General features: G+C 45.0%; 17 protein-coding genes. 14 read left to right on the top strand and 3 right to left on the bottom strand.

Translation table 11 applies throughout. The features are described from left to right. Positions 1-33 precede the first annotated feature (33 nt). The 6 genes from PCH02S_RS19920 to PCH02S_RS19945 all read left to right on the top strand — a co-directional run bounded on the left by PCH02S_RS19920 (position 34) and on the right by PCH02S_RS19945 (position 6,923). Positions 34-924 (top strand): carbohydrate ABC transporter permease, encoded by an 891-nt coding sequence (locus tag PCH02S_RS19920; protein WP_127455697.1) that lies wholly within the window; start codon positions 34-36, stop codon positions 922-924. A gap of 34 nt (positions 925-958) precedes the next feature. After that, a complete protein-coding gene (locus PCH02S_RS19925; protein ID WP_218033167.1) occupies positions 959-1,837 on the top strand; it encodes a carbohydrate ABC transporter permease in 879 nt (292 codons plus the stop codon). 7 nt (positions 1,838-1,844) lie between these two features. Then, the gene (locus tag PCH02S_RS19930) at positions 1,845-3,266 is read left to right on the top strand and encodes a sulfatase family protein (protein WP_127455698.1); all 1,422 of its coding nucleotides are present in this window, start codon (positions 1,845-1,847) and stop codon (positions 3,264-3,266) included. A gap of 205 nt (positions 3,267-3,471) precedes the next feature. Next, a complete protein-coding gene (locus PCH02S_RS19935) occupies positions 3,472-4,509 on the top strand; it encodes a glycoside hydrolase family 88/105 protein (RefSeq protein ID WP_127455699.1) in 1,038 nt (345 codons plus the stop codon). A 414-nt stretch (positions 4,510-4,923) separates the two neighbouring features. Then, a complete protein-coding gene (locus PCH02S_RS19940; protein WP_127455700.1) occupies positions 4,924-5,856 on the top strand; it encodes a D-2-hydroxyacid dehydrogenase in 933 nt (310 codons plus the stop codon). A gap of 110 nt (positions 5,857-5,966) precedes the next feature. After that, on the top strand, positions 5,967-6,923 hold the full coding sequence (locus PCH02S_RS19945; RefSeq protein ID WP_127455701.1) for a bile acid:sodium symporter family protein: 957 nt from the start codon (positions 5,967-5,969) through the stop codon (positions 6,921-6,923). Between the two features lie 74 nt (positions 6,924-6,997). Here PCH02S_RS19945 and PCH02S_RS19950 read toward each other — a convergent pair whose 3' ends face one another. Further along, the gene (locus tag PCH02S_RS19950) at positions 6,998-8,215 is read right to left on the bottom strand and encodes an RCC1 domain-containing protein (RefSeq protein ID WP_127455702.1); all 1,218 of its coding nucleotides are present in this window, start codon (positions 8,213-8,215) and stop codon (positions 6,998-7,000) included. A 119-nt stretch (positions 8,216-8,334) separates the two neighbouring features. Between PCH02S_RS19950 and PCH02S_RS19955 the strand changes: the two genes are divergently transcribed. Further along, positions 8,335-8,844, top strand: coding sequence for a GrpB family protein (locus tag PCH02S_RS19955; protein WP_127455703.1), 510 nt, complete (start codon positions 8,335-8,337; stop codon positions 8,842-8,844). A 78-nt stretch (positions 8,845-8,922) separates the two neighbouring features. Further along, a complete protein-coding gene (locus PCH02S_RS19960; RefSeq protein ID WP_164819641.1) occupies positions 8,923-10,149 on the top strand; it encodes an ATP-binding protein in 1,227 nt (408 codons plus the stop codon). Here PCH02S_RS19960 and PCH02S_RS19965 read toward each other — a convergent pair. Then, positions 10,127-10,966 carry a helix-turn-helix transcriptional regulator gene (locus PCH02S_RS19965; protein ID WP_127455705.1) on the bottom strand — a complete coding sequence of 280 codons (840 nt, stop codon included), beginning with the start codon at positions 10,964-10,966 and terminating at the stop codon, positions 10,127-10,129. The genes PCH02S_RS19960 and PCH02S_RS19965 overlap by 23 nt on opposite strands. A gap of 146 nt (positions 10,967-11,112) precedes the next feature. On the opposite strand from PCH02S_RS19965, the gene PCH02S_RS19970 reads away from it, so the two are divergent. Beyond that, entirely contained in the window at positions 11,113-12,495 is a 1,383-nt protein-coding gene (locus PCH02S_RS19970; RefSeq protein ID WP_246069175.1) for an MFS transporter, read from the top strand. 63 nt (positions 12,496-12,558) lie between these two features. On the opposite strand, the gene PCH02S_RS19975 is transcribed toward PCH02S_RS19970, so the two are convergent. After that, positions 12,559-14,124 (bottom strand): GGDEF domain-containing protein, encoded by a 1,566-nt coding sequence (locus PCH02S_RS19975; RefSeq protein WP_127455706.1) that lies wholly within the window; start codon positions 14,122-14,124, stop codon positions 12,559-12,561. Positions 14,125-14,271: 147 nt separating this feature from the next. Here PCH02S_RS19975 and PCH02S_RS19980 point away from each other — a divergent pair, with 147 nt between their 5' ends. The 5 genes from PCH02S_RS19980 (at position 14,272) to PCH02S_RS20000 (ending at position 20,340) form a co-directional block, all read left to right on the top strand. Beyond that, positions 14,272-16,062, top strand: coding sequence for a sensor histidine kinase (locus PCH02S_RS19980; protein ID WP_127455707.1), 1,791 nt, complete (start codon positions 14,272-14,274; stop codon positions 16,060-16,062). Continuing rightward, on the top strand, positions 16,059-17,126 hold the full coding sequence (locus PCH02S_RS19985; RefSeq protein WP_127455708.1) for a response regulator transcription factor: 1,068 nt from the start codon (positions 16,059-16,061) through the stop codon (positions 17,124-17,126). Before PCH02S_RS19980 ends, PCH02S_RS19985 begins: the two co-directional genes overlap by 4 nt. Positions 17,127-17,250: 124 nt before the next feature. Further along, positions 17,251-18,552: an ABC transporter substrate-binding protein gene (locus tag PCH02S_RS19990; RefSeq protein WP_127455709.1), complete on the top strand. Its 1,302-nt coding sequence runs from the start codon at positions 17,251-17,253 to the stop codon at positions 18,550-18,552. Between the two features lie 82 nt (positions 18,553-18,634). After that, on the top strand, positions 18,635-19,519 hold the full coding sequence (locus tag PCH02S_RS19995) for a carbohydrate ABC transporter permease (protein ID WP_246069176.1): 885 nt from the start codon (positions 18,635-18,637) through the stop codon (positions 19,517-19,519). Then, a complete protein-coding gene (locus tag PCH02S_RS20000; RefSeq protein ID WP_127455710.1) occupies positions 19,516-20,340 on the top strand; it encodes a carbohydrate ABC transporter permease in 825 nt (274 codons plus the stop codon). Before PCH02S_RS19995 ends, PCH02S_RS20000 begins: the two co-directional genes overlap by 4 nt. Positions 20,341-20,550 lie beyond the last annotated feature (210 nt).

A 20,550-nucleotide genomic window follows, 5' to 3' on the forward strand; every position in this document is an offset into this window, starting at 1 on the left:
TGAAGCTCGACGGTTTTGATAGGGGTGAAGCATATGAAGGGTTCGAGCAAAGCATTACGGCGTAATCGATTGACAGGATATACATTTCTGCTTCCCAATATACTTGGATTTTTGATTTTTATTTGCTTACCGGTGTGTGCTTCCTTCCTCATGAGTTTTACGGAGTGGAACGGGTTTGGTGAAATTGAATTTGCGGGATTATCGAATTACACGCGTTTATGGAGCGATGAAACGTTCCGAATCTCCCTGCTCAATAGTTTACTTATGACAGCCGTTTCCGTACCGGTGACGCTGATTCTTGCGATTTTGGCAGCAGTCGCCCTCAATAAAGGCTTGAGAGGCGTTAAAATATTTCGAACGGCGATTTTTCTGCCGCATATTACGGCAACCATTGCCGTAGCCGTCGTGTGGCAGCTGCTTTATAACCCGACCATGGGTCCGATTAACGGCTTTCTCAGAAGCCTTGGGATCGACAATCCGCCAACTTGGCTTGCATCGACACACTGGGCGCTCCTCTCGGTGATTATCGTCAGTATCTGGCACTCGATCGGTTACTATATGGTGCTTTATTTAGCCGGCCTGCAGGGAATTCCAAAGGATCTGTATGAAGCAGCGGAAATTGATGGCGCAGGCAAAGTCTCCCAGTTTCGCAATATAACACTGCCGATGCTGTCGCCGGTCATTTTCTTTACGATTATTATGGGCATTATCAATTCCTTCAAAGTATTCGATCTGGTTTTTGTCTTGACCAAAGGAGGACCTGGCCGTTCAACGCATATGCTGGTTTACGACATTTATTATACGGCGTTCCAGCGCTTTGAATATGGTTATGCCTCGGCCATGGCTTACGTGCTGTTCGCGATTATTTTAGTTATTACGTTGATTCAATTTAGAGGGCAAAAACGTTGGGTGAACTACTCCTAACGAGCTTATCGGGTTAGAGAAGGGAGAAGCCAACATGAATATACAAGTAGAATCAAGTCGGACGATGGTGACGTTACCGAGGCGAACTCCAATTGGCGCATGGATTAGAAAAGCGGTTTTATATGCGGTCGTGACTGTTGTCGCCGTCTCCATGGTTGTTCCTTTCCTTTGGATGCTTTCCGCATCGGTGAAGTCGGAGGCGGAAATATTCAGCTTCCCCATTCAGTGGATACCGAGTCACTTTTACTGGTCAAATTACAGCAAGGTATGGACGCAGCTTCCTTTTTTCACCTATTACTTGAATACGATCAAAATCGCTGTGCTAACTACGCTGCTGCAAATTATTACATGCTCTACGGCTGCTTATGCGTTCGCCAAAGTGAAATTTCCGGAACGGGATAAGCTGTTTTTCATGTATGTGGCAACGATGATGGTGCCTTACCAAGTCATGATGATTCCGCAGTTTATGCTAATCAAGAAAATTGGGTTAATCGATTCGCATTGGGCATTGATTTTGTTGGGGGCTTTTAGTCCATTTGGCGTGTTCCTGTTCAGACAGTTTTTTATGTCTATTCCAGAGGAACTTTCAGAAGCTGCCAGAATTGATGGCTTGAGCGAGTTTGGCATCTATGCACGGGTCATCCTGCCACTCATTCGGCCGGCGATTGCCAGCTTGACGATCTTTACCTTCATGCACGCATGGAATGATTTCCTCGGTCCTTTGATCTACCTGAATTCGGATAACTTATTTACGCTCCAGCTCGGCATGCAGCATTTCCAATCCGAGCATGCTACGGAATACGGCCCTTTAATGGCCGCAGCGGTTTGTGCCATTATTCCGACGATCATCATTTACTTTATGGCACAAGACCACTTCGTCGAAGGGATTTCCGCAGGCGCGGTTAAAGGGTGAGTCGATCATGAAGCCAAACATCATTTATATTTTTGCTGATCAATGGCGGAAGCAGGCTGCAGGTTTTATGGGGGAAGATCCTGTCATCACGCCCAATATCGACCGATTTGCGGAGGAAAGCTTGGTGTTTAACCATGCGCTCTCTTGTACGCCGCTTTGTTCTCCGCACCGGGCTGCGCTCATGACAGGCAGATATCCGCAATCGACCGGTGTCTATACGAACTGTAAGATAGGTGCAGATATTATGCTAAGCCCGGACGAAGTTTGTGTGGGAGATGCACTGAAGGCGGCTGGGTATCAAACGGGTTATATTGGCAAATGGCATCTGGATCTACCTGAGCAAAATCGTTGCCCGGAACCGGAATCCGGAGCGCGTGAATGGGATGCGTACACACCGCCGGGGCCCAAACGGCACGGCTTTGATTTCTGGTATTCCTACGGTGCGTACGACCAGCATCTGAAGCCGCATTATTGGAAAGACACACCGGAAATGATTCAAGTGGACCAATGGTCGTTGGAGCATGAAACGGATGTTGCGTTAGACTTTATTCGGACAAAAAGACAAGAAACAGAGAAGGACAATGGGCCGTTTGCTCTATTTGTCTCTTGGAATCCGCCTCATAGCCCCTTTGAACTTGTACCGGAACGCTACAAGGAAATCTATAGCGGACGGGAGTTGAGTTTGCGACCGAACGTAAGTTCGGAGTGTCTTGCTGCGCACACGGGTGAGCCCTTTGAAAGCGGGGATGAGGCGCTGGACCGCTACACCCGAGATTACTTCGCAGCGGTGTCCGGTATGGATGAACAATTCGGCCGGATTTGGCGGGAAGTCGAGCAGCTAGGGATTGCGGAAAACACGTTGATCGTACTCTCGTCGGATCACGGTGAGCTCATGGGCTCGCATGGCTTAATGGCGAAGCATTCTTGGCATGAGGAATCCATCGCGATTCCTTGTCTAATGAGTTGGAAAGGCATGATTGAGCAGGGCAGCACGAATCTGCTTTTTAACAGTGTGGATATTATGCCTACGCTGCTTGGTCTTGCCGGCATTCCAGTCCCAGTAGCTGTAGAAGGGATGGATCTGTCCGGTGATATCCTCGGTACGAGAGAAACGGATATTTCCTCTGCTTTCATTTCCGGGTTTCCCGGAAGAAAGGATGCGATGGAGCTTTTTGCCGCCTCTGGCTTGGATAACCGCCGATATGGCTGGCGGGGTATCCGCACAAGCATGTACACCTATGTTGTACATAGAGGATACGCACCTGGAGCGGAAGTGCAACGCTTCTTCTATGATCATGTGAAGGATCCTTATCAGCTCAATCCTGTTGTGCTGTATGAGCGGCCGCAAACGGAACTTTTGATCTCACTGGAAAAAGAGCTGCAAAGTTGGTTAGACCGGACCATGGATCGGTTTGATCTGGGGGGATAGATGTTTGCATTAAAAAAAGAGCGCACAAAGTTTTGAATGTGCACTCTTTTTTGCTGTTTCTTTATCTAAACGCAAGATATGCGAGATTTGGTTATTTTTTAGTTGAAAATGCGGAGAATGCCCTCGAAAATTATGTTATTTTTATAGGTAATGTGCGTTAAAGCTATAGATTTCATCAGGCAGAATAGATGGAGGTATCGATTCTATGCGGAAATTTGAATGCAACGAAAACGAAGTAAAAGAACTCATAGACCGGGTAGTCCGCAGAACGATGAATATGGATTTCACATGGAACTGGTCTTGTGGCGTAGCTTATTATGGCATTTGCAAAGCTTGGGAAGTAACCGGGAATCAGGAGTACATCGATTTTCTGGTGAAATGGGTGGACGAGTATCTGGAGCTCGGGTTGCCGCCGATGATGGTGAATGCTTGCGCGATGGGGCATACCATGCTGACCTTGTATGAAGCTACGGACGATGCCAAGTACCTTGACCTGGCGCTCTTGAAGGCCGAATATTTGCGCAAGGATGCCATCCGATTCGGATCGGGTGTTTTCCAGCATACGGTATCCTCCAAAAATGATTTTCCAGAGCAAGCATGGGCGGATACGTTATTTATGGCGGCGTATTTCCTGCTGCGGCTTGGATTTAAAATAGACAATAAAGCTTACATAGAAGATGCGCTGAATCAATTTTACTGGCATGAAGAATACCTGCAGGATACGAAGACGAATTTGTTCTACCACGCATGGGATAATGTGAGGCAAGATCATTTGTCCGGTATATATTGGGGCAGAGCCAATGCATGGGCGGCTTATACGATGGCGCAAGCGTATAAAATGCTGAATCCTTTCATGCCAATGTGGATGCAAATTGGAGGAGCTCTAGGCGATCAATTAAGCGCTCTGGTCAGGTTGCAGTCAGAGAATGGGCTGTGGCGCACGGTATTGACGGATGAAACCTCCTACGAGGAAACTTCAGCCTCCGCAGGTATTGCTGCCGCACTCACCACGTATGCGCATCCGCTGCATCAAAATTATATGGCCAAAGCCTATGAGGGCATCTTGGCAAACATTGATGAAGACGGCTCCGTGCGGAATGTATCGGCAGGTACGGCCGTGATGTACTCCGTAGATGATTACAAAGTCATCTCCAAGAAAAGAGTACAAGGATGGGGGCAAGGATTGACCTTGGCCTACCTGGTTGCTCTGCTTCAAAATAGGGAAGTTGTTAGCAAAATTTAAGAGTCAGCGGCAGTCAGGGGTTTGATTTTCTCCCGGGACTGCCGCTTTTATTTATTAGAATGCCACCCCAAGATAAAGGTTGCAATCGCTTGAGCGGTTCCTTCCTGGCCAGCGATGGGAGAACTACAGGGCGCTATTTCATCGAAATAAGCTCTCTTCCGCGCGGAGCGGAACTGTGGGCCGCTATTTGTCCGTTTTCTTTAAGAAAACGGGAGTAGGCGATCAAATAAGGCCCTGCAAGTTCCACTTGAACGCGGAATCGGGCTGAATGTGCTAGAATAGCAGCCTGTAGTTCCTCAAGGACGACGAAGTGGTTTATCCTTCGAGCACAGAAGCAGAATATAAAAGAGAACCTGCCGTGGTATAATAAGTTACTATTGTATGGTTTTATGGATTCTATAGGGGGCGTGGCAGGTGGATATACAAAAAATCTTGGTGACTGGACGGATGTTCAAAGAGCTGGAGAAGTTAGCTTTGCTGGACACTAAGCGGGAGTATCTGTTTCTTCCAGAGACGGAAGTGAGCTCGAATCACTTCGATTGGGCCGATGGTTATGTGGCTTTTAAACCGACGGAGTCGTTTCATTTCGGTAAGCTGCGGTGGGTTCATGCGCTTGGGGCGGGCGTTGATGCTTTTTTACATAATCGTGCTTGGAAAGAGGATGTATTATTGACCCGAACGGTCGGCAGCTTTGGAGCTAAGATAGGGCAATATTGCTTGAGTTACATACTTGCCGATGTGCAGCATCATCAAAAATTTCAGCAATATCAAACAGAAAGACTTTGGCAGCCATCACAGCAGCTGCTCCTACAGCAGCTTCGCATTGTCATTTTCGGTACCGGAACAATTGGAATGGAAGTCGCGAAGATGCTTCAAACTTTCGGGGTAACCGTTTATGGTATATCGCGCAGCGGAGCTCCGATCGCTCATTTTGATAGGGTCGTTTCACTTAAGGATGCGAACTTGTTGTTAGCAGAGGCCGACTGGGTTATTAACACACTTCCATTGACTCCAATGACGGATAAATTATTCGACAAGCATTTGTTCTCCTGCATGCAAGGTGCTGGCTTTATCAATGTGGGCCGGGGAGCCTCCGTAGATGAAACCGCACTGCTTGAGGCAGTAGACCTAGGCCAAGTGCGCAGAGCTGTTCTTGACGTGTTCCAAGAGGAGCCGCTGCCCGCAGCATCGCCGTTGTGGTCCCATCCGAACGTGACCATTACCCCGCATATTTCCGCCGTTACCGGGGTGGATGAAGCGATGGACGGCTTGCTCGCCGTACTGGAAGATATGGACAACGGGCTAGAACGAATTCGCCATTCGGTGGACGTAAGCCGAGGATATTAGCGTATTTAATTACGAGGACATAGATAAAAAGGGTGGATTTTTTATTCATTTTCACGTACAATGACCTAACTCTAGCTTGTTACATTACATCATAAGTGAGGTTAGGTTGAATGCGTACAATTGCAAAAGTAAGCCAGTTCGTAGGAGGAACTTTTTCTCTATGGGTTATCCTATTTGCTTGTCTGGGATTTTTTTGGCCTGAGGTATTTACGCCGCTGAAGGGCTACATTTCCATTTTTCTTGGTGTTGTCATGTTCGGGATGGGACTTACGCTGTCGTCTGCTGATTTCCGTGAAGTATTTCGTCGTCCGCTAGAAGTCTTGATCGGTGTTGTCGGTCATTATATTATTATGCCGCTGCTAGCCTATGTGCTGGCTATTGTGTTGAACTTGCCGCCGGAGATAGCTGTTGGTGTCATTCTCGTCGGCTGCTGCCCAAGCGGTACATCCTCCAATGTGATGGCACTGCTTGCAAAAGGCGACGTTGCACTTGGCGTGTCCATTGCTTCCGTTTCCACACTCATCGCACCGCTGGCTACTCCAGCTTTGATCAGCTTGCTTGCGGGACGCTGGATGCCGATTGATGGTGGAGCGCTCATTAAGGACATTTTGACAGTTGTTATTTTGCCTATTATTCTAGGTGTTGTCGTAAAAAGTCTGTTCAGAAAACAAGCTGAAGCGAGTGTACAGGCACTCCCGCTCGTATCCACACTGGCAATTGTCATCATTGTGGCCATTGTAGTTGGCGGCAGCAAAACGAAAATTATCGAAAGCGGTTTGCTAATTTTTGCGGTTGTCATTTTGCATAACGGCCTCGGGTATGTATTAGGTTACTTGTTCGCTAAGCTGTTCCGGATGAATTCAAGCAAGCGTAAAGCCATTTTATTTGAAACTGGCATGCAGAACTCCGGTCTTGGGGCGGCGCTAGCCTCGGCTCATTTTAGCCCGATCGCAGCCGTTCCTAGTGCAATCTTTAGTGTGTGGCATAACATTTCCGGTTCTCTGCTGGCTACATGGTTTGCGCGCCGTGCTGAGAAAGAGGCATTGAGGGCAAACCAAGTCGAATAATAGTTTATTAATACTCGCGAATGAAATAAGACCAATACAGGCCGTTGATGGGCTTGTATTGGTCTACATACTAATTAACTCCTAAACTCTACTTGCTGTGGTTTATCAACAAATTTGCTGAAGTTATCAAGTCCCCACATCCAGACCGTTCCATCTTTTTTGATAATGGACTCTGTCGGCGAATAGTAATTATTAATATTAACGGAAGCAGCATCGGCAATGCCATCTAATTTAAATAAATCCTTCCAAACAGTTTGAGGTTCAATACCAAGAGCTTCCCATTTCTCTACAAAATAGCCCTTGCCCCAAACCGAACCATCTTTTTTCACAAAAAGTACATGTTCAAAGTTGCTAGAAACATCCACGACATCCGAAATTTCATCAACTTGATATGGTGCTGCAGGAGTGAGAGCTACTTCTTGGAAGGATTGATTTTCTGAGAAAGCTGTTGTTCTCCCCCAGTTCCATACGGTACCATCTTTCTTTATGGCAAAATGATTGTTTTTAAGTTGGACAATGTCTTTTAGATTTTCGAGTTGCACTGGCTTATTGAAGCGAAATGAGTCGTATAAAGGTTTTTTCGAACCCCATGGGTTATATGCATCAATGTTCCAAACCGTTCCGTCCTCTTTTAAAAATGTCACATCATAATAGTCATTAGAAATCATTAAGTCCTTAATATGATCCAAACCTTCAACAAGAACTGGCTCTGTTTTCAATGAAATAGAAGGATCATTTTTTACATAACTTGGAGCTGTTTCGAATATCCATACTTTTCCATTTTTATCAAGGGCAAGACCAAACAAACCAAACGTATCAACTTTTACGATATTTTCTAAGTGAGGGATTTGTTCTCCCAAAGTTGCAGAGATATGTTCCTTGTGATCCGGTTGCTCATTTTCTGCCGTGCGTTCTACTGTCCATACGGTACCATCATTTTTCAAAACAAGTATCATGCCATGTTCATTTTGGCTAATGCTTTTTACATTTGTAAGACTCGGTGCCTTAACCATCAGGTTAGGAAAAGAGCCATCTTTTACGGATATGGCATGAAGTGCCAGACACCAACCATTACCTTGATTGTCAATCGCAATAGGAAATCTGGGTTGTGTCAATTGAACAATCTTTGGCTGATCCTTCGCCGAAGCATCTGCCGCTATTGCCGTCAGTGGAGCAATACTTGAAAGGGATAGTACAGATAATAATGCAGCACCTTGAGTGATTCGTTTTGACCAATAATGAAACTTCAACGTCTTCATCTCTCCTTTAGTTGGGGAATTCTTTTTATTCATCCATTTATATCCATAAGGTTAGACGGGAAAAATAGGAAATAGTTTCGATATACAATAAAATTTTCTATTAATTCCCAAGTTGGTGATTTGATCATTCAGAGTGAAAGGCAGGTATTCCCATGGCCGTGGAAGTTGTAATTGCAGAATATACGCCTGAATGGGCAGCAGAGTTTGAGAGGGAGAAGGCGAAGATACAACAATCTCTGCAACAAAGGGCGGTCTATATCGAACATATCGGCAGCACCTCAGTGGTCGGATTACCCTCAAAGCCAATAGTGGACATTGCAGTTGGCGTTCATCAACTTGAGGAAGCCGACCTATTCATTGAACCTTTGTGTAAAATGGGATACGAATATGTTCCCAAAGTGGAGTTTCCCACTCGCCGATTTTTTCGTAAAGGAGAATGGCGGAAAGGAACGCATCACCTTCATGTTTATGAAATGACGAGTAACGAATGGGAAAGTAACCTTTTATTCCGCGATTATCTCAGAAGCCACCAAGAGAAAGTAGGCGAATATGCCGCACTTAAGAAGCATCTTGCATCCATATATTCAGAAGATCGAGCGACATATACCATTATGAAAGCACCATTCATTCAATCGGTTATAGAACTGGCGAGGAATTCATGAAGAAATGTCATTTGGCTATTTGCTAAGTGGCTTTTTTCAGGCATAATCAAAATTGAATAACTTCGTATGGGAGGGCTTATGTTAGATTACATACTCTTAAACTTTCTATTTATTCTGGTAGGTGCCCTTTCATACTTTGCTTTTGGATTATACAAGAATAAACACTCCAAAATAATTATCGGTGTGTTTTCGGGTGTATCCGTCGTATTTTGTATGTCGTTTCCTTTTACGGTTTTTCCAGGGTACATCTACGATTTGAGAATAATTCCATTTCTCGTAGCGCTGATTTACGGGGGGTATGGCGCAGGAGGGCTCGTAGCTGTTACTTTGATTCTCTATCGCCTTTATCTTGGGGGCAGCGGGTTTATCGTAACCACTTTATCGTATATTCCCATCTACATTCTTGTTCTTGTATTTCTGAAACTTCGAAAAGAAGGAAAACAAAATATTTTATTTGGGATGTTGTTTTCCTTATTGTCAGCATTGATTGTGTCCGTATGGAGCACGATTCAATTGCAAAATGATATAGATCACCATGAGATCTTTTTTGTTTATTATTGCGTTATTATAACGGTTTGTTCATGGATTACTTTCTTTTTCATTGAAACGATGAGGGACAACATCCATATGCGGGATGAAATCTACCGTTCTGAGAAACTTAGTGTTTTGGGTGAGCTTGCTGCCACCATCGCTCATGAAATTCGAAATCCAATTACCGTATCCAAAGGTTTTCTTCAATTATTAAAATCCCGTACGCAGAATGAAACGGATCTTAAATATTCTATTCTTGCATTAGAAGAGATTGATCGAGCGGAAGCTATCATTTCCGAGTACCTCATGTACGCCAAGCCTCAGGCTGAAAAGGTAGAAAAGATTGATGTTAAAGCCCATTTGAGTAACGTTATAAGCATAACCGAACCCTATGTTACGTCAAAGGGCCACATCGTGGAAAGCCAGTTGGAGGATTTGTATGTTTATGGCGAATCGAAAAAATTAACGCAAGTCATGATCAATTTAATTAAAAATGCGGCTGAAGCGATAGAGAAAAACGGGAAGATCACGATTCATGCATTTGCCCAAAATAAGTACGCAGTTATTGAAATTATGGATACGGGCATCGGCATGAACGAAGAACAGCTTCAGAGATTAGGTAACCCTTTCTATTCAACGAAGGCGAAAGGAACGGGGCTCGGACTTATGGTCAGCTACCGAATCATTGAAGCTTTGGGTGGAACGATTCGTGTTCAAAGTAAACAGGGGATTGGCACGAAATTCAGTGTACTCATTCCCCTAGAAGCTTCTTAAGCTTGCGAGTCGTATCACTGTCGAGTGTCGGTACATTGATTGTCACTGTAAGGTGGGGCAAATCCGTTACATGGAAGGAAAGTTGATCAAAGATCAGTAATCCGGCTGCCGGATGATGATTGATTTTCTTTCCTTCGGGCCCATTGAGAACATCATGTTGCGGCCACCATGCCCTGAATTCCGCACTGATCTGATTCAAATCCCCAATAAGCTTCATCCACCAAGGATCACCCGCAAACTTGCCATAGTTGGCTCGAAAATGAGCCAAACGGTGCCGGGCATGATTTTCCCAGTTGTCTTGAAGCATTTCTCGCACGTATGGCGAAGTGAACGTTCGCCAGAGCGAATTGCGCTCGCGCATCGACATGGCACGATAATCCCCATAAATCAGATTTGCTGCACTATTCCAAGCAACAATATTCAGGCGCTGATCGGTCACATAAGCCGGACTCGTCCCTTGTAGATCAAGGAAAAGCTGAAGCGTCGGACTAATCGTAGTTTCAACTGGCGTTAGATCAGCAGGCAGCTGCTGTAAAGCCAGCAGAAATAAATGCTTGCGCTCACTCGAATCCAGCTGGAGAGCCCGTGCAATATTGTCCAGCACTTGAGCCGATACCTGAATATTTCGCGCTTGTTCCAACCATGTATACCAATCCACGCTTACGCCGGAGAGTTGCGCCACTTCCCCGCGTCTAAGACCGGGTGTGCGCCTTCGGCCTCCATGCGGCAAACCCACTTGCTCGGGTGAGAGTCGTGCGCGACGAGTTTTAAGAAACTGCGCCAATTCTTCAAGGCGCGTATGGTTTGAATGTTCCATATAGCGGCGTCTACTCCTCTCCTCTAATCTGGTTCCTATCGTAGGAGCTCATCTCCTAGGATAAACCATCATCTTATTCTATTATACAATCCATTATACACTTTCTATTGAGATGAATTTCATATCGCAATGGAAGGGGACTTACTTTGGAAAAAGCATTGCAATTACAGTCCAACCTTACAGGAAAGCTAGCCAAAATGCTGCTTCTTCTTGGACTTTCGCTTGGATACTTTATGGTACTCCTGGACATGACGGTGGTGAGCGTTGCGCTGCCTGCGATTCGCTCCGAATTAGGCGGAGGATTATCCGGACTTCAATGGGTGGTCAACGCATACACAATTGTGTTTGCCGGTTTACTGCTATCCATGGGTTCGTTAGCGGATAAACTTGGTGCCAAACGGGTTTATGCTGGAGGTTTGGCCCTTTTTCTCGGGGCTTCAGTCCTAGCCGCATTTGTTTCGTCACTGGGGATGCTGATCGGCTTACGTGCGATACTCGGCATTGGAGGTGCAGCTCTGATGCCAGCGTCGCTGAGCCTATTGGTCCATGCCTACCCAGAGAAGGCCGAACGCGCCCGGGCGCTTGGTATATGGGCAGCAGTTACCGGGGCAGCGATGGCGGCGGGACCTGTGATCGGCGGGCTCTTGGTAGATTCGTTTGGTTGGCGAAGCATTTTTTTGCTTAATGTACCGCTTGCAGTCATGAGCCTAATCTTGACGTTTCTGCTAGTTAAGGAAACAGACCGTAGAGCGCAGAGAAGCTTTGACATAGGGGGCCAAATAACGGCCATAGTCGCCATTGCTGCTTTGTCATTCGGACTGATGGAGGGGAGCAGCTATGGATGGTTTTCTCCGACTATTTTAATGACATTTGGCGTGGCCCTGTTAAGCGCCATCCTTTTTCTCATATTCGAAGCGAAAGATGAATCCCCATTACTTCCTTTGTCGTTATTTAAACATGCGACAGTATCGGCGGGCATGATAGCGGGGCTGGCGATTAACATCGGCCTGTCGGGCATTTTATTTATCGTGCCGGTATTTTTTCAACAAGTGCGCGGATTGTCGGCCCACATCACAGGACTCTTGCTTCTTCCCATGATGATTCCGCTTGCTTTTAACCCAATTCTGACTGGACGCATCGTTGGCAGAATCGGAGCTCGGATACCGATGACTGTCGGTTTTAGCCTTAGTGCTTTGGGTACACTGCTTCAGGTGTGGACGGAAGTGAACACCAACTATGCGATTACGATGATTGGTTTGCTGTTTATCGGTTTCGGAGTATCTTTTACAATTCCCTCGCTGATGGCGGCTGTCATTTCATCTGTCCCGAAGGAACAGACCGGTGCGGTATCCGGCGCTCTTAACGCAAGCCGTCAGCTCGGCGCCACGTTAGGGGTTGCCATTCTTGGTTCGATTCTGAGCAGCCGCACATCTTTTATTGACGGCATGCATCTATCGTTTATCGTGACAACCGTTATCTTGTTTGGCGGGAGCAGCTTATCGTTCGTATTTATGGGTAGAAAAAAATAAACAGCGGCAGCCAAGGACTAAATGTTCAGTCCAAGGCTGCCGCCGTTTGTTGTCCCAGGCCATTCAATCTGCTAAGGAGGATATGCCAGTTTTCCTTGCCCGTTTCATCGTATACATAGCCTCATCCGCATTCTTCATTAATGTTGTGATGTCCGTGGCATCTCGAGGAAATTGGCTGACTCCGGCGCTAAACGAAATCGGAATTTCAATCCCTTTATACGTAAAAGGGGTCTTCTGTAAGAGAGACAACCGATGGTCGACTATACGGTCTAATTCGCTATTGTCATCCATGGAGGAAATAATCCAAACGAATTCGTCTCCACCGATCCGTCCAATCTTATCATCAGGTTGGGAGCAGTTTTCCAACATAAGTGCAATATGTTTGAGATAAAGGTCGCCAACAAAATGCCCGTATCGATCGTTAATTGGTTTAAAGTTATCCAGGTCAATTAAGATAAGAGCAAAACTTTCACGTCGTTCGATCTTTTCTAACAGCAGCTCATGGAGGGCAGCCCGGTTATATAAATCCGTAAGTGAATCATGGTGCGCTAAATATTTGTAATTTTGCTCGGATTTTAATAGTTTACGTTCCGCAACCTTAAGAGACGTAACATCTGTCAGATGCATCACATATAGCTTCTCGTCGGTTTCTTCGATCAATTCAAGGCCCATAATCAAATCCAAGTCGCCTTTCTTCGGATTATGCAGTTGAGCCTCCCACTGGACTTCATTTTCTTGCTGAACCAGAGCCAACATGTCGACTACGGGCATGTTATTCTCAAACTGGAAATAGCTCATGATATGATGAACAGGAATTCCTTCCAGCCATTGTTTGGCCCGGGGATTCATTTCTTTAACGTCTCCCTTTTGGTCCAGAAGCAGAATGGCGGTCGGCGCAGACTTGAAAAGAATATGGAAGAGCTTGCGGTAATCCGGCATAATGTCATACTTACCAACCAAATGGCGGAGGGTAACAGCCCATAGCAAATAGCCGATAAAAAATAGGATCATGGCATTCCGTGACGTTAGTACTTTCGATTGTAGAAGGAATGTAACAAGGACAAACCAGGCAAACAGCAAAAATAAGCTGAGAAGCAGGGAACGCAGAACCTGCCGATGTTTGATTTCCTTCACACGGAACCAGGAAACGGCGAGGATGATCACCGAAAGCAGGATATATCCTGCTATAAAGAGAACGGTAATAAGTAAAAATTGTGGATCAAGCGGACTCCGTCCATCCGTCACTTCAGCGTTATATAATACGCGATGATCTTTGGTGATTAAAAACCCAAGCCACAATGTATACGGGGCTGCGTAAATGAAAGGCAAAAATCGTTTGAAAGCCGAAGTCGCAGGGTTTCCGATGAGTACGCTGAGATGGACCAAACAGCAGATGACCAACAGAAGCATCGGGCTATTCCCGTAAAGAACAATTTGCATTTGATATTGAGGAAGCAAAGATGTTTTAATGTATTCTCCTAAGAAATAAAACTGAAAAGCCAGCATAAGCAGAGCGGCAATTCGGTTCAACATGCTTTTTATATTTCGATGTAGTAAGGTTACAGCCATGTAGAAAAAGAAAAAACTAGGGAGCAAAATCGTTAAGAAGTCCATGAAAAGTTCGTTCATTATAAAATGTACCTTCTCGTGATCGTATAGTGGAGTGTTCACTCTCACAGTAGCATGAATTTTGCTTGCTATGCAATAACAAAACAGGAGGAAAATATAAGGTGATTTGACGAAGACTTTTAACTATCAATAAAAAGGGGATCGACTATGGAAATTAGAAATATGACTCGGCGTCTTCAGTTTCCTTTTCAAATGAGTATGAGATACAAGCTTATGATTCTAATGGTCATTATCGCTGTTCTGCCGTTAACCTTAGTGACGATTTTCGCCGCAAAAACAACCAAACACTCGCTAAGTCTGGAAATCATACGTTCCAACGAGTCAAGAATGGATTGGGCAGCGAAATATTTCGATGAAAAATTCGGCCAATTGCATTCAGTGGCGTATTCCCTTCTTATGGATAATAATTTATTTCCGAATACCAATGGTGAAACGATTAGCGCAAGTAACGGTCCGGAAACAGGAAAACCGTATATAGACGAGAAGCTCAGATCTCTTTATGTGGCCAACAATACGAATATTGCTTCAATCTCTCTTTATTTAAATGCCAAACAGCGTCTCTATATCGTGGATAAAGATGCCGTTCGATCAACAGATCAGAAAGTGAATCCCGCTTTGGAAGGGGGAGAATCAGCCAACAACCATCAGACCGTCAATAAGATTGTGAAATCTACACACAATAATTTCAAATTGATACGCAGTATGAATCGGTTTGAAGATCACGAAATTCTCGGCGGCGTGTTTATTGAAGCCAGATGGAATATGATGGATAATGTCATCAACATGATCCATTCGGAGCCCAATAGCGAAGTGCTTGTATTGGATGCGCAGGGAAACCTGATGTACAACCCTTACCCCGTACAAACGATGATGGATCAGGAGATGCTGGAAAAGGCGCTACACGGTCCAATGGAACCAGGCTTTATTGAATCCAAGCAAGGCATTTTGTTTTATCAGCCTGTTGTGTCGGCGAACTTATGGATCGTGAAATTTATCCCGATTAGTTATGTAAATGAAGGCGCTTCCACGACATTGAGTTTTAGTTTTTATACAGCTATGGTCTCTACCCTACTGGCGATTATTCTTTCCGTATTAATTGCTTATTTCACGACGAAGCCGATTATTCGATTAACGAGGTCGATGAAAGCCTTGGAGCACTTGAATTTCAACGTAGGTGTAGACAAAGTGCGAAGCGATGAGATTGGTACGCTGGAGAGACGATTTAATTCCATGCTGCTGAAAATTAAAGAGTTGGTTCAAATTGAGTATAAAAGCAAAATTGAGAAGAGGACCGCACAGCTGAAAGCGATGCAGGCTCAAATTAATCCTCATTTTCTGTATAATGCGCTGCAATCCATAGGCGGGGTTGCCCTCTCCCGGCATGCACCGGAAATTTATGAGTATGTCAGAGCGCTCAGCGAGTTATTTCGTTATACGATCAAAATGAAATCGGATCTGGTCACCGTGGCTGATGAAATCGAACATGTAACGAACTATTTGCAAATTCAGAAATTACGTTTTCAAGACATGATTCATATCCAAATGGACATCGAAGAGGACTGCGGACATTACGAGCTTCCCAAATTCATTCTTCAACCTATCGTAGAAAATTGTTTCGTCCATGGTTTGGAAGGAAAGATGGGCCAATGGATCATCGCGATCAGGGTCGAGAAAATGATGGATGACATTGAAATTAGTATTGAAGATAACGGACTAGGCATAGATGAGGTGCGTTTGGAGGACATTCGGCGACAATTGAGCCGCCCAGGGGAGGATCAAGTGATTGGGGAAAGCATGGGCATGAATAACGTGAATTCACGGATAAAGCTTATTTTCGGACAAGAGTACGGGATGTTTGTTACAAGCTCGAAAGGTGCCGGAACGACGGTCAAAGTCGTTATCCCCGCCATTGTTAAAGGAGAGGAGCCTCTACAATGAAAGCTGTCATTATTGATGATGAATTCTGGGTCCGCAACAGTATAAGGCATTTGGCTGATTGGGAGCGACTAGGCATCTCTCAGGTCGAGGAAGCCGAAGATGGGCTTAGCGGCCTAAATATTATAGCGCAGATTCATCCTGAAATCGTCATAACGGATATGAAAATGCGAGGCATGGACGGAGCTCAGCTACTGCAAAAAATAAGTGAAGACTACCCGTTTATACGTAAAATTGTCATTAGCGGATTTGATGATTTTACCTATACCAAACAGGCGATTTTATCCAAGGTGGATGAATATCTGATCAAACCGATTAATCCGGAAGAGCTGAATAGAGCTTTGGAGAAAGCGGTGCGAGAGCTGGGCGTAACACGGGGGATTCATGCAGCTAAGCCGCTGGACAAGCAGTTATTGAAGGTCATTACCGAGATGAAGCACACGGTCGCCAGGCATTTTCAAGAGATGAACACAGAGGCGATCAAAAAAAGCTTTAAGCAGCTGGAGCAAGTGTTGAGCGATCAAGAAAGCCTGCAGCCTGGACTGAATAATTCACTCTACAAGCAATTCATGCTGCTATTGGAGGAGCAATGCGCCCTTTCAGGAAGTGAATTAACGCCTGATGCTCAAGCAAGCGCCAGCCATTTTTTCGTTACGGATGATACGAAGGTAGCAGAGTGGGTCGAGGTGCTGACTACCACTTATGTAGGGATCTTGGAAGCTCTCATTCACCAAAGGAAAAATAAGAATCGCATTAATATCGACGAAATTCGGAAGTATCTTGATCTTTCCTATGCCGAGCAGGTGAGTCTTGGAACTATTGCCAGCACATTTTTTGTCAGCAAAGAGCATCTCTCCCGCATGTTCAAACAAGAAGTCGGTGTTACCGTCATGGATTACTTGATTGCCAAGAGGATGGAGAAAGCGCTGGAGCTTCTTCAGGACGCCTCCGTATCCATCAAGAGTGCCGCAGAAGCAGTCGGTTATTCCGATCTCACTTATTTTCACCGCATATTCAAAAAAATGACAGGAATGACGCCATCTCAGATGAGACAGGATGATGAATGAGCTTAGGCCAGTCGAGTGATATCAATATTATCCAATCCGAGATGCTTTTTCTGTCCAATGAATGGTGGCGCTTTCTTAAGTATACTAGGTTCGTAAGCGTTACCATAACAAAGGGGGCGAAAAAATGAAGAAAGCATTTGTAATGATAGTTGCTATGGCTCTGCTAGGAAGCACGGTAGCTTGTTCTTCGGGTCAAAGCACGCCAAGCGCTGGAGGAAGCAGCAATGCCAAAAGCGAGGGTGCGGCTAAAAAGGTCGAATTAAAAGTATTCCTTGGCGGCTTGGACCGTTTTCGCGATCAATTTGAGAAGTACTTCGCTGAATTTGCTAAAAAAGAAAAGAAAGAGAAAAATATCGAGGTTACGATCAATACCGAGTATCCGGGTTCCGATAATTCCACTCAAATTTTGAAAACGCGTCTAGCCACTGGCGATGTACCGGATATTTTCAGTTTGCATGCCGTGAACGACATTCCTGACTATTACAAAGCCGGTTATTTGGACGATTTAACGAAACAACCGCTTTCCCCTAAGCTGATTGATGGCATTAAGTCACTGGTGACAATTGATAATAAAGTCGTTGCAGTACCTATGGAAAGCTTGGCATGGGGGTATCTGTACAACAAGAAAATCTTCAAAGATTTAGGAATTAAGCCGCCGTCCACTTTGACAGAAATGAAGGCTGTAGTTCAAAAGCTGAATGACAATAAAATTAAGCCGTTTATGCTCAGTTACAAAGAAAGCTGGATTCCTCAGTTGTTCTTGCCTCTGGCCATTGGCGGATTAGGCAACTCCAGCCACAAGGATTTTGTTGATAAAATGAACAAAAACCAGGGAAGCTTCGCAGAAGTGAAAGAGATGTTCGGAATCATCGATCTTGTGAACAGCAACGGTACCGATCGCGTATTTGAAGTAGGCAACGATGACGGGGCTGCTGATTTCGCTGCCGGCAAAGCCGCTATGTGGGTGCAGGGACCATGGGATGCAGACAGCCTATTGAAAGCTAATGATAAGTTCGAGTTCGGAGTTGCTCCTCTTCCGATCAATGATGATCCTGCGGCAACGCTAATCAACGTATCCGTTTCAACTTCCTTAGCGATGGCTTCCCAAGGGAAAAATAAAGAAGTTTCGGCGGATCTGCTGAACTTCATTTTGGATGATCAAGCGTCGAACGATCTGTACCAAGGTTTGAAGTTCAATCCAGTGTCCAAAAACCACACGTTCAAACCATACCCTTGGGTCGAGGACGCTTCCGTTTTTGTAAACAAAGGGCAATCGTATAAAGATCCGCAGATTCCAGCTGCCGTGAAAGATGAGTCGGGCAAAGCGCTTCAAGCCTATTTTAACAAGAAAATGTCCGCAGATGATGTCATTAAGGATCTGGATAAAACCTGGAAAGATGCGAATGCGATAGCCAACAAAAAATAAAGATTGGAAGCCATGTTGTGCTCTGCCCTGGTCCTCGTAAGATCAAGGCAGAGCACGAGATTTTCCTAAGGAGTGAGCCCACGTGCTGAAACGCCTTGCCAAAGACCATACATCATTGATTTTGTTCGTGCTGCCCGCTTTTATCCTGTATGTGATATTTCTGGTTATTCCGATGCTCCAAGGCTCGTATTACAGCTTTACAAATTGGGATGGCTTGAACAAACATTACAGTTTCATTGGGATAGAGAACTTTATTGAAGCTATTCGCGATGATGCGAATTTTCGATCCTCGATTGTATTCACGGCCAAATATGTCTTGTTTGCTGTCGTATTTCAGAACGCCATCGCGCTGCTGCTTGCCCTCATGATTGAATCTCAGAGCAAAGGAAAAGGGTGGCTTAGAACGATCTTTTTCATGCCAAGCATGTTAAGTATTATCATTAGTACGTTCATGTGGGTATTCGTGTTTACAAAGGTTATGCCTGCCTTGTCCAAGTATGCCGTTTTGAAATTTCTTGATATTTCGTGGTTGGGCGACCCTAACGTTTCGTTTTTCACCATCATGCTCGTTTCCGTTTGGGGCGGTATTGGAACTTTAATGATTATTTACATGTCGGCCATTCAGGGCATTCCCATGCATCTCAAAGAAGCGGCTATTATTGACGGTGCCAAGCCTTATCATATGCTGCGCTACATTACGCTGCCGTTGATTGCGCATGCGCTCACGATCTGCATCTTTTTAACCTTGAACAACTCGTTTAAAGTGTATGACCTTATCTATGCTTTGACAGGCGGAGGACCTGCCCGGGCAACGCAAGTTATCTCTATGAATATTCTGGAAGAGGCTTATCAGCGCAATTTCCGATACGGATATGCGAGCGCGAAAGCGATTATTCTCTTCCTGATCATACTTGTCATTACGCTAATTCAAGTGTCGGTGATGAAGAAGCGGGAGGTAGAGGCATGAACAAACGGCAGTATTCGGGGCTGTCTCTCTTGCTACTAAGCATCTTGGCTATTTTTTTCCTTTTTCCGATTTACATGGCTATTTTGAATTCTTTCAAAACACAAGGAGAGATGTACAGCTCCGTTCTAGGCTTACCGGTCAAGCTCCACATTGAGAACTATGTGCAGGCCTTTAGCAAAGCGAACATGCTGAGGAGCGGCTGGAATACGATTGTTGTAACCGTAACAGGTATTGTGGTCATCGTGTTATGCAGTTCTTTGGCGGGCTACAAGCTTTCCCGGACGCCTGGGAAGTTGAGCAACGTGATTTTCATGCTGTTCGTATCCTCGATGCTGATTCCTTTTCAGACGATTATGGTTACTTTAACGAAGATGGCAAAATCGCTCGGACTTCAGGGTTCGCCATTTGGTTTGGGCATTGTTTGTGCCGGATTGGGCGTCAGTATGGCCGTGTTTCTGTACCACGGCTTTGTGAAAGGCATTCCACGAGAGCTCGATGAGTCGGCGAAAATGGATGGATGCAGCGAAATAAAAACTTTTTTCATGATCATTTTACCGCTGCTGCTGCCGATTACCTTTACGATTGGTATTCTCAATTTATTGTGGTTGTGGAACGATTTCCTCTTGCCGGTGCTCATGCTTACTGATTTCCGCCAATATACGTTAGTTTTGACTATCAATATGTTCTTCGGCAAATACAGCCGTGAATGGTCGCTCATTCTGGCCTCTCTGATTTTGTCATCCATTCCGATTGTCGTCATATTCGCCCTGTTCCAGCGTTGGATTATTCAAGGGATTACGGACGGTGCTGTAAAAGGATAACGGAATGACAAGAATGATGCAGAAGGGTATTGCGAAATTAGTCGAAAGAAGTCGAATGGTTTTTGGAAAACCGCCCATATTGGGTGGTTTTTTCGTTTATTCAGGCCTATTATCCTACGGGAATCGCGTGTTTTTCCTTGTTTTTACATATTCTTCACATTTTAATCACACTTCTATCATCAATGTCAAATATGGTGAAAGAGAGTATTT

The organism is Paenibacillus chondroitinus NBRC 15376 (assembly GCF_004000765.1).
Classification (GTDB): domain Bacteria; phylum Bacillota; class Bacilli; order Paenibacillales; family NBRC-103111; genus Paenibacillus_E; species Paenibacillus_E chondroitinus.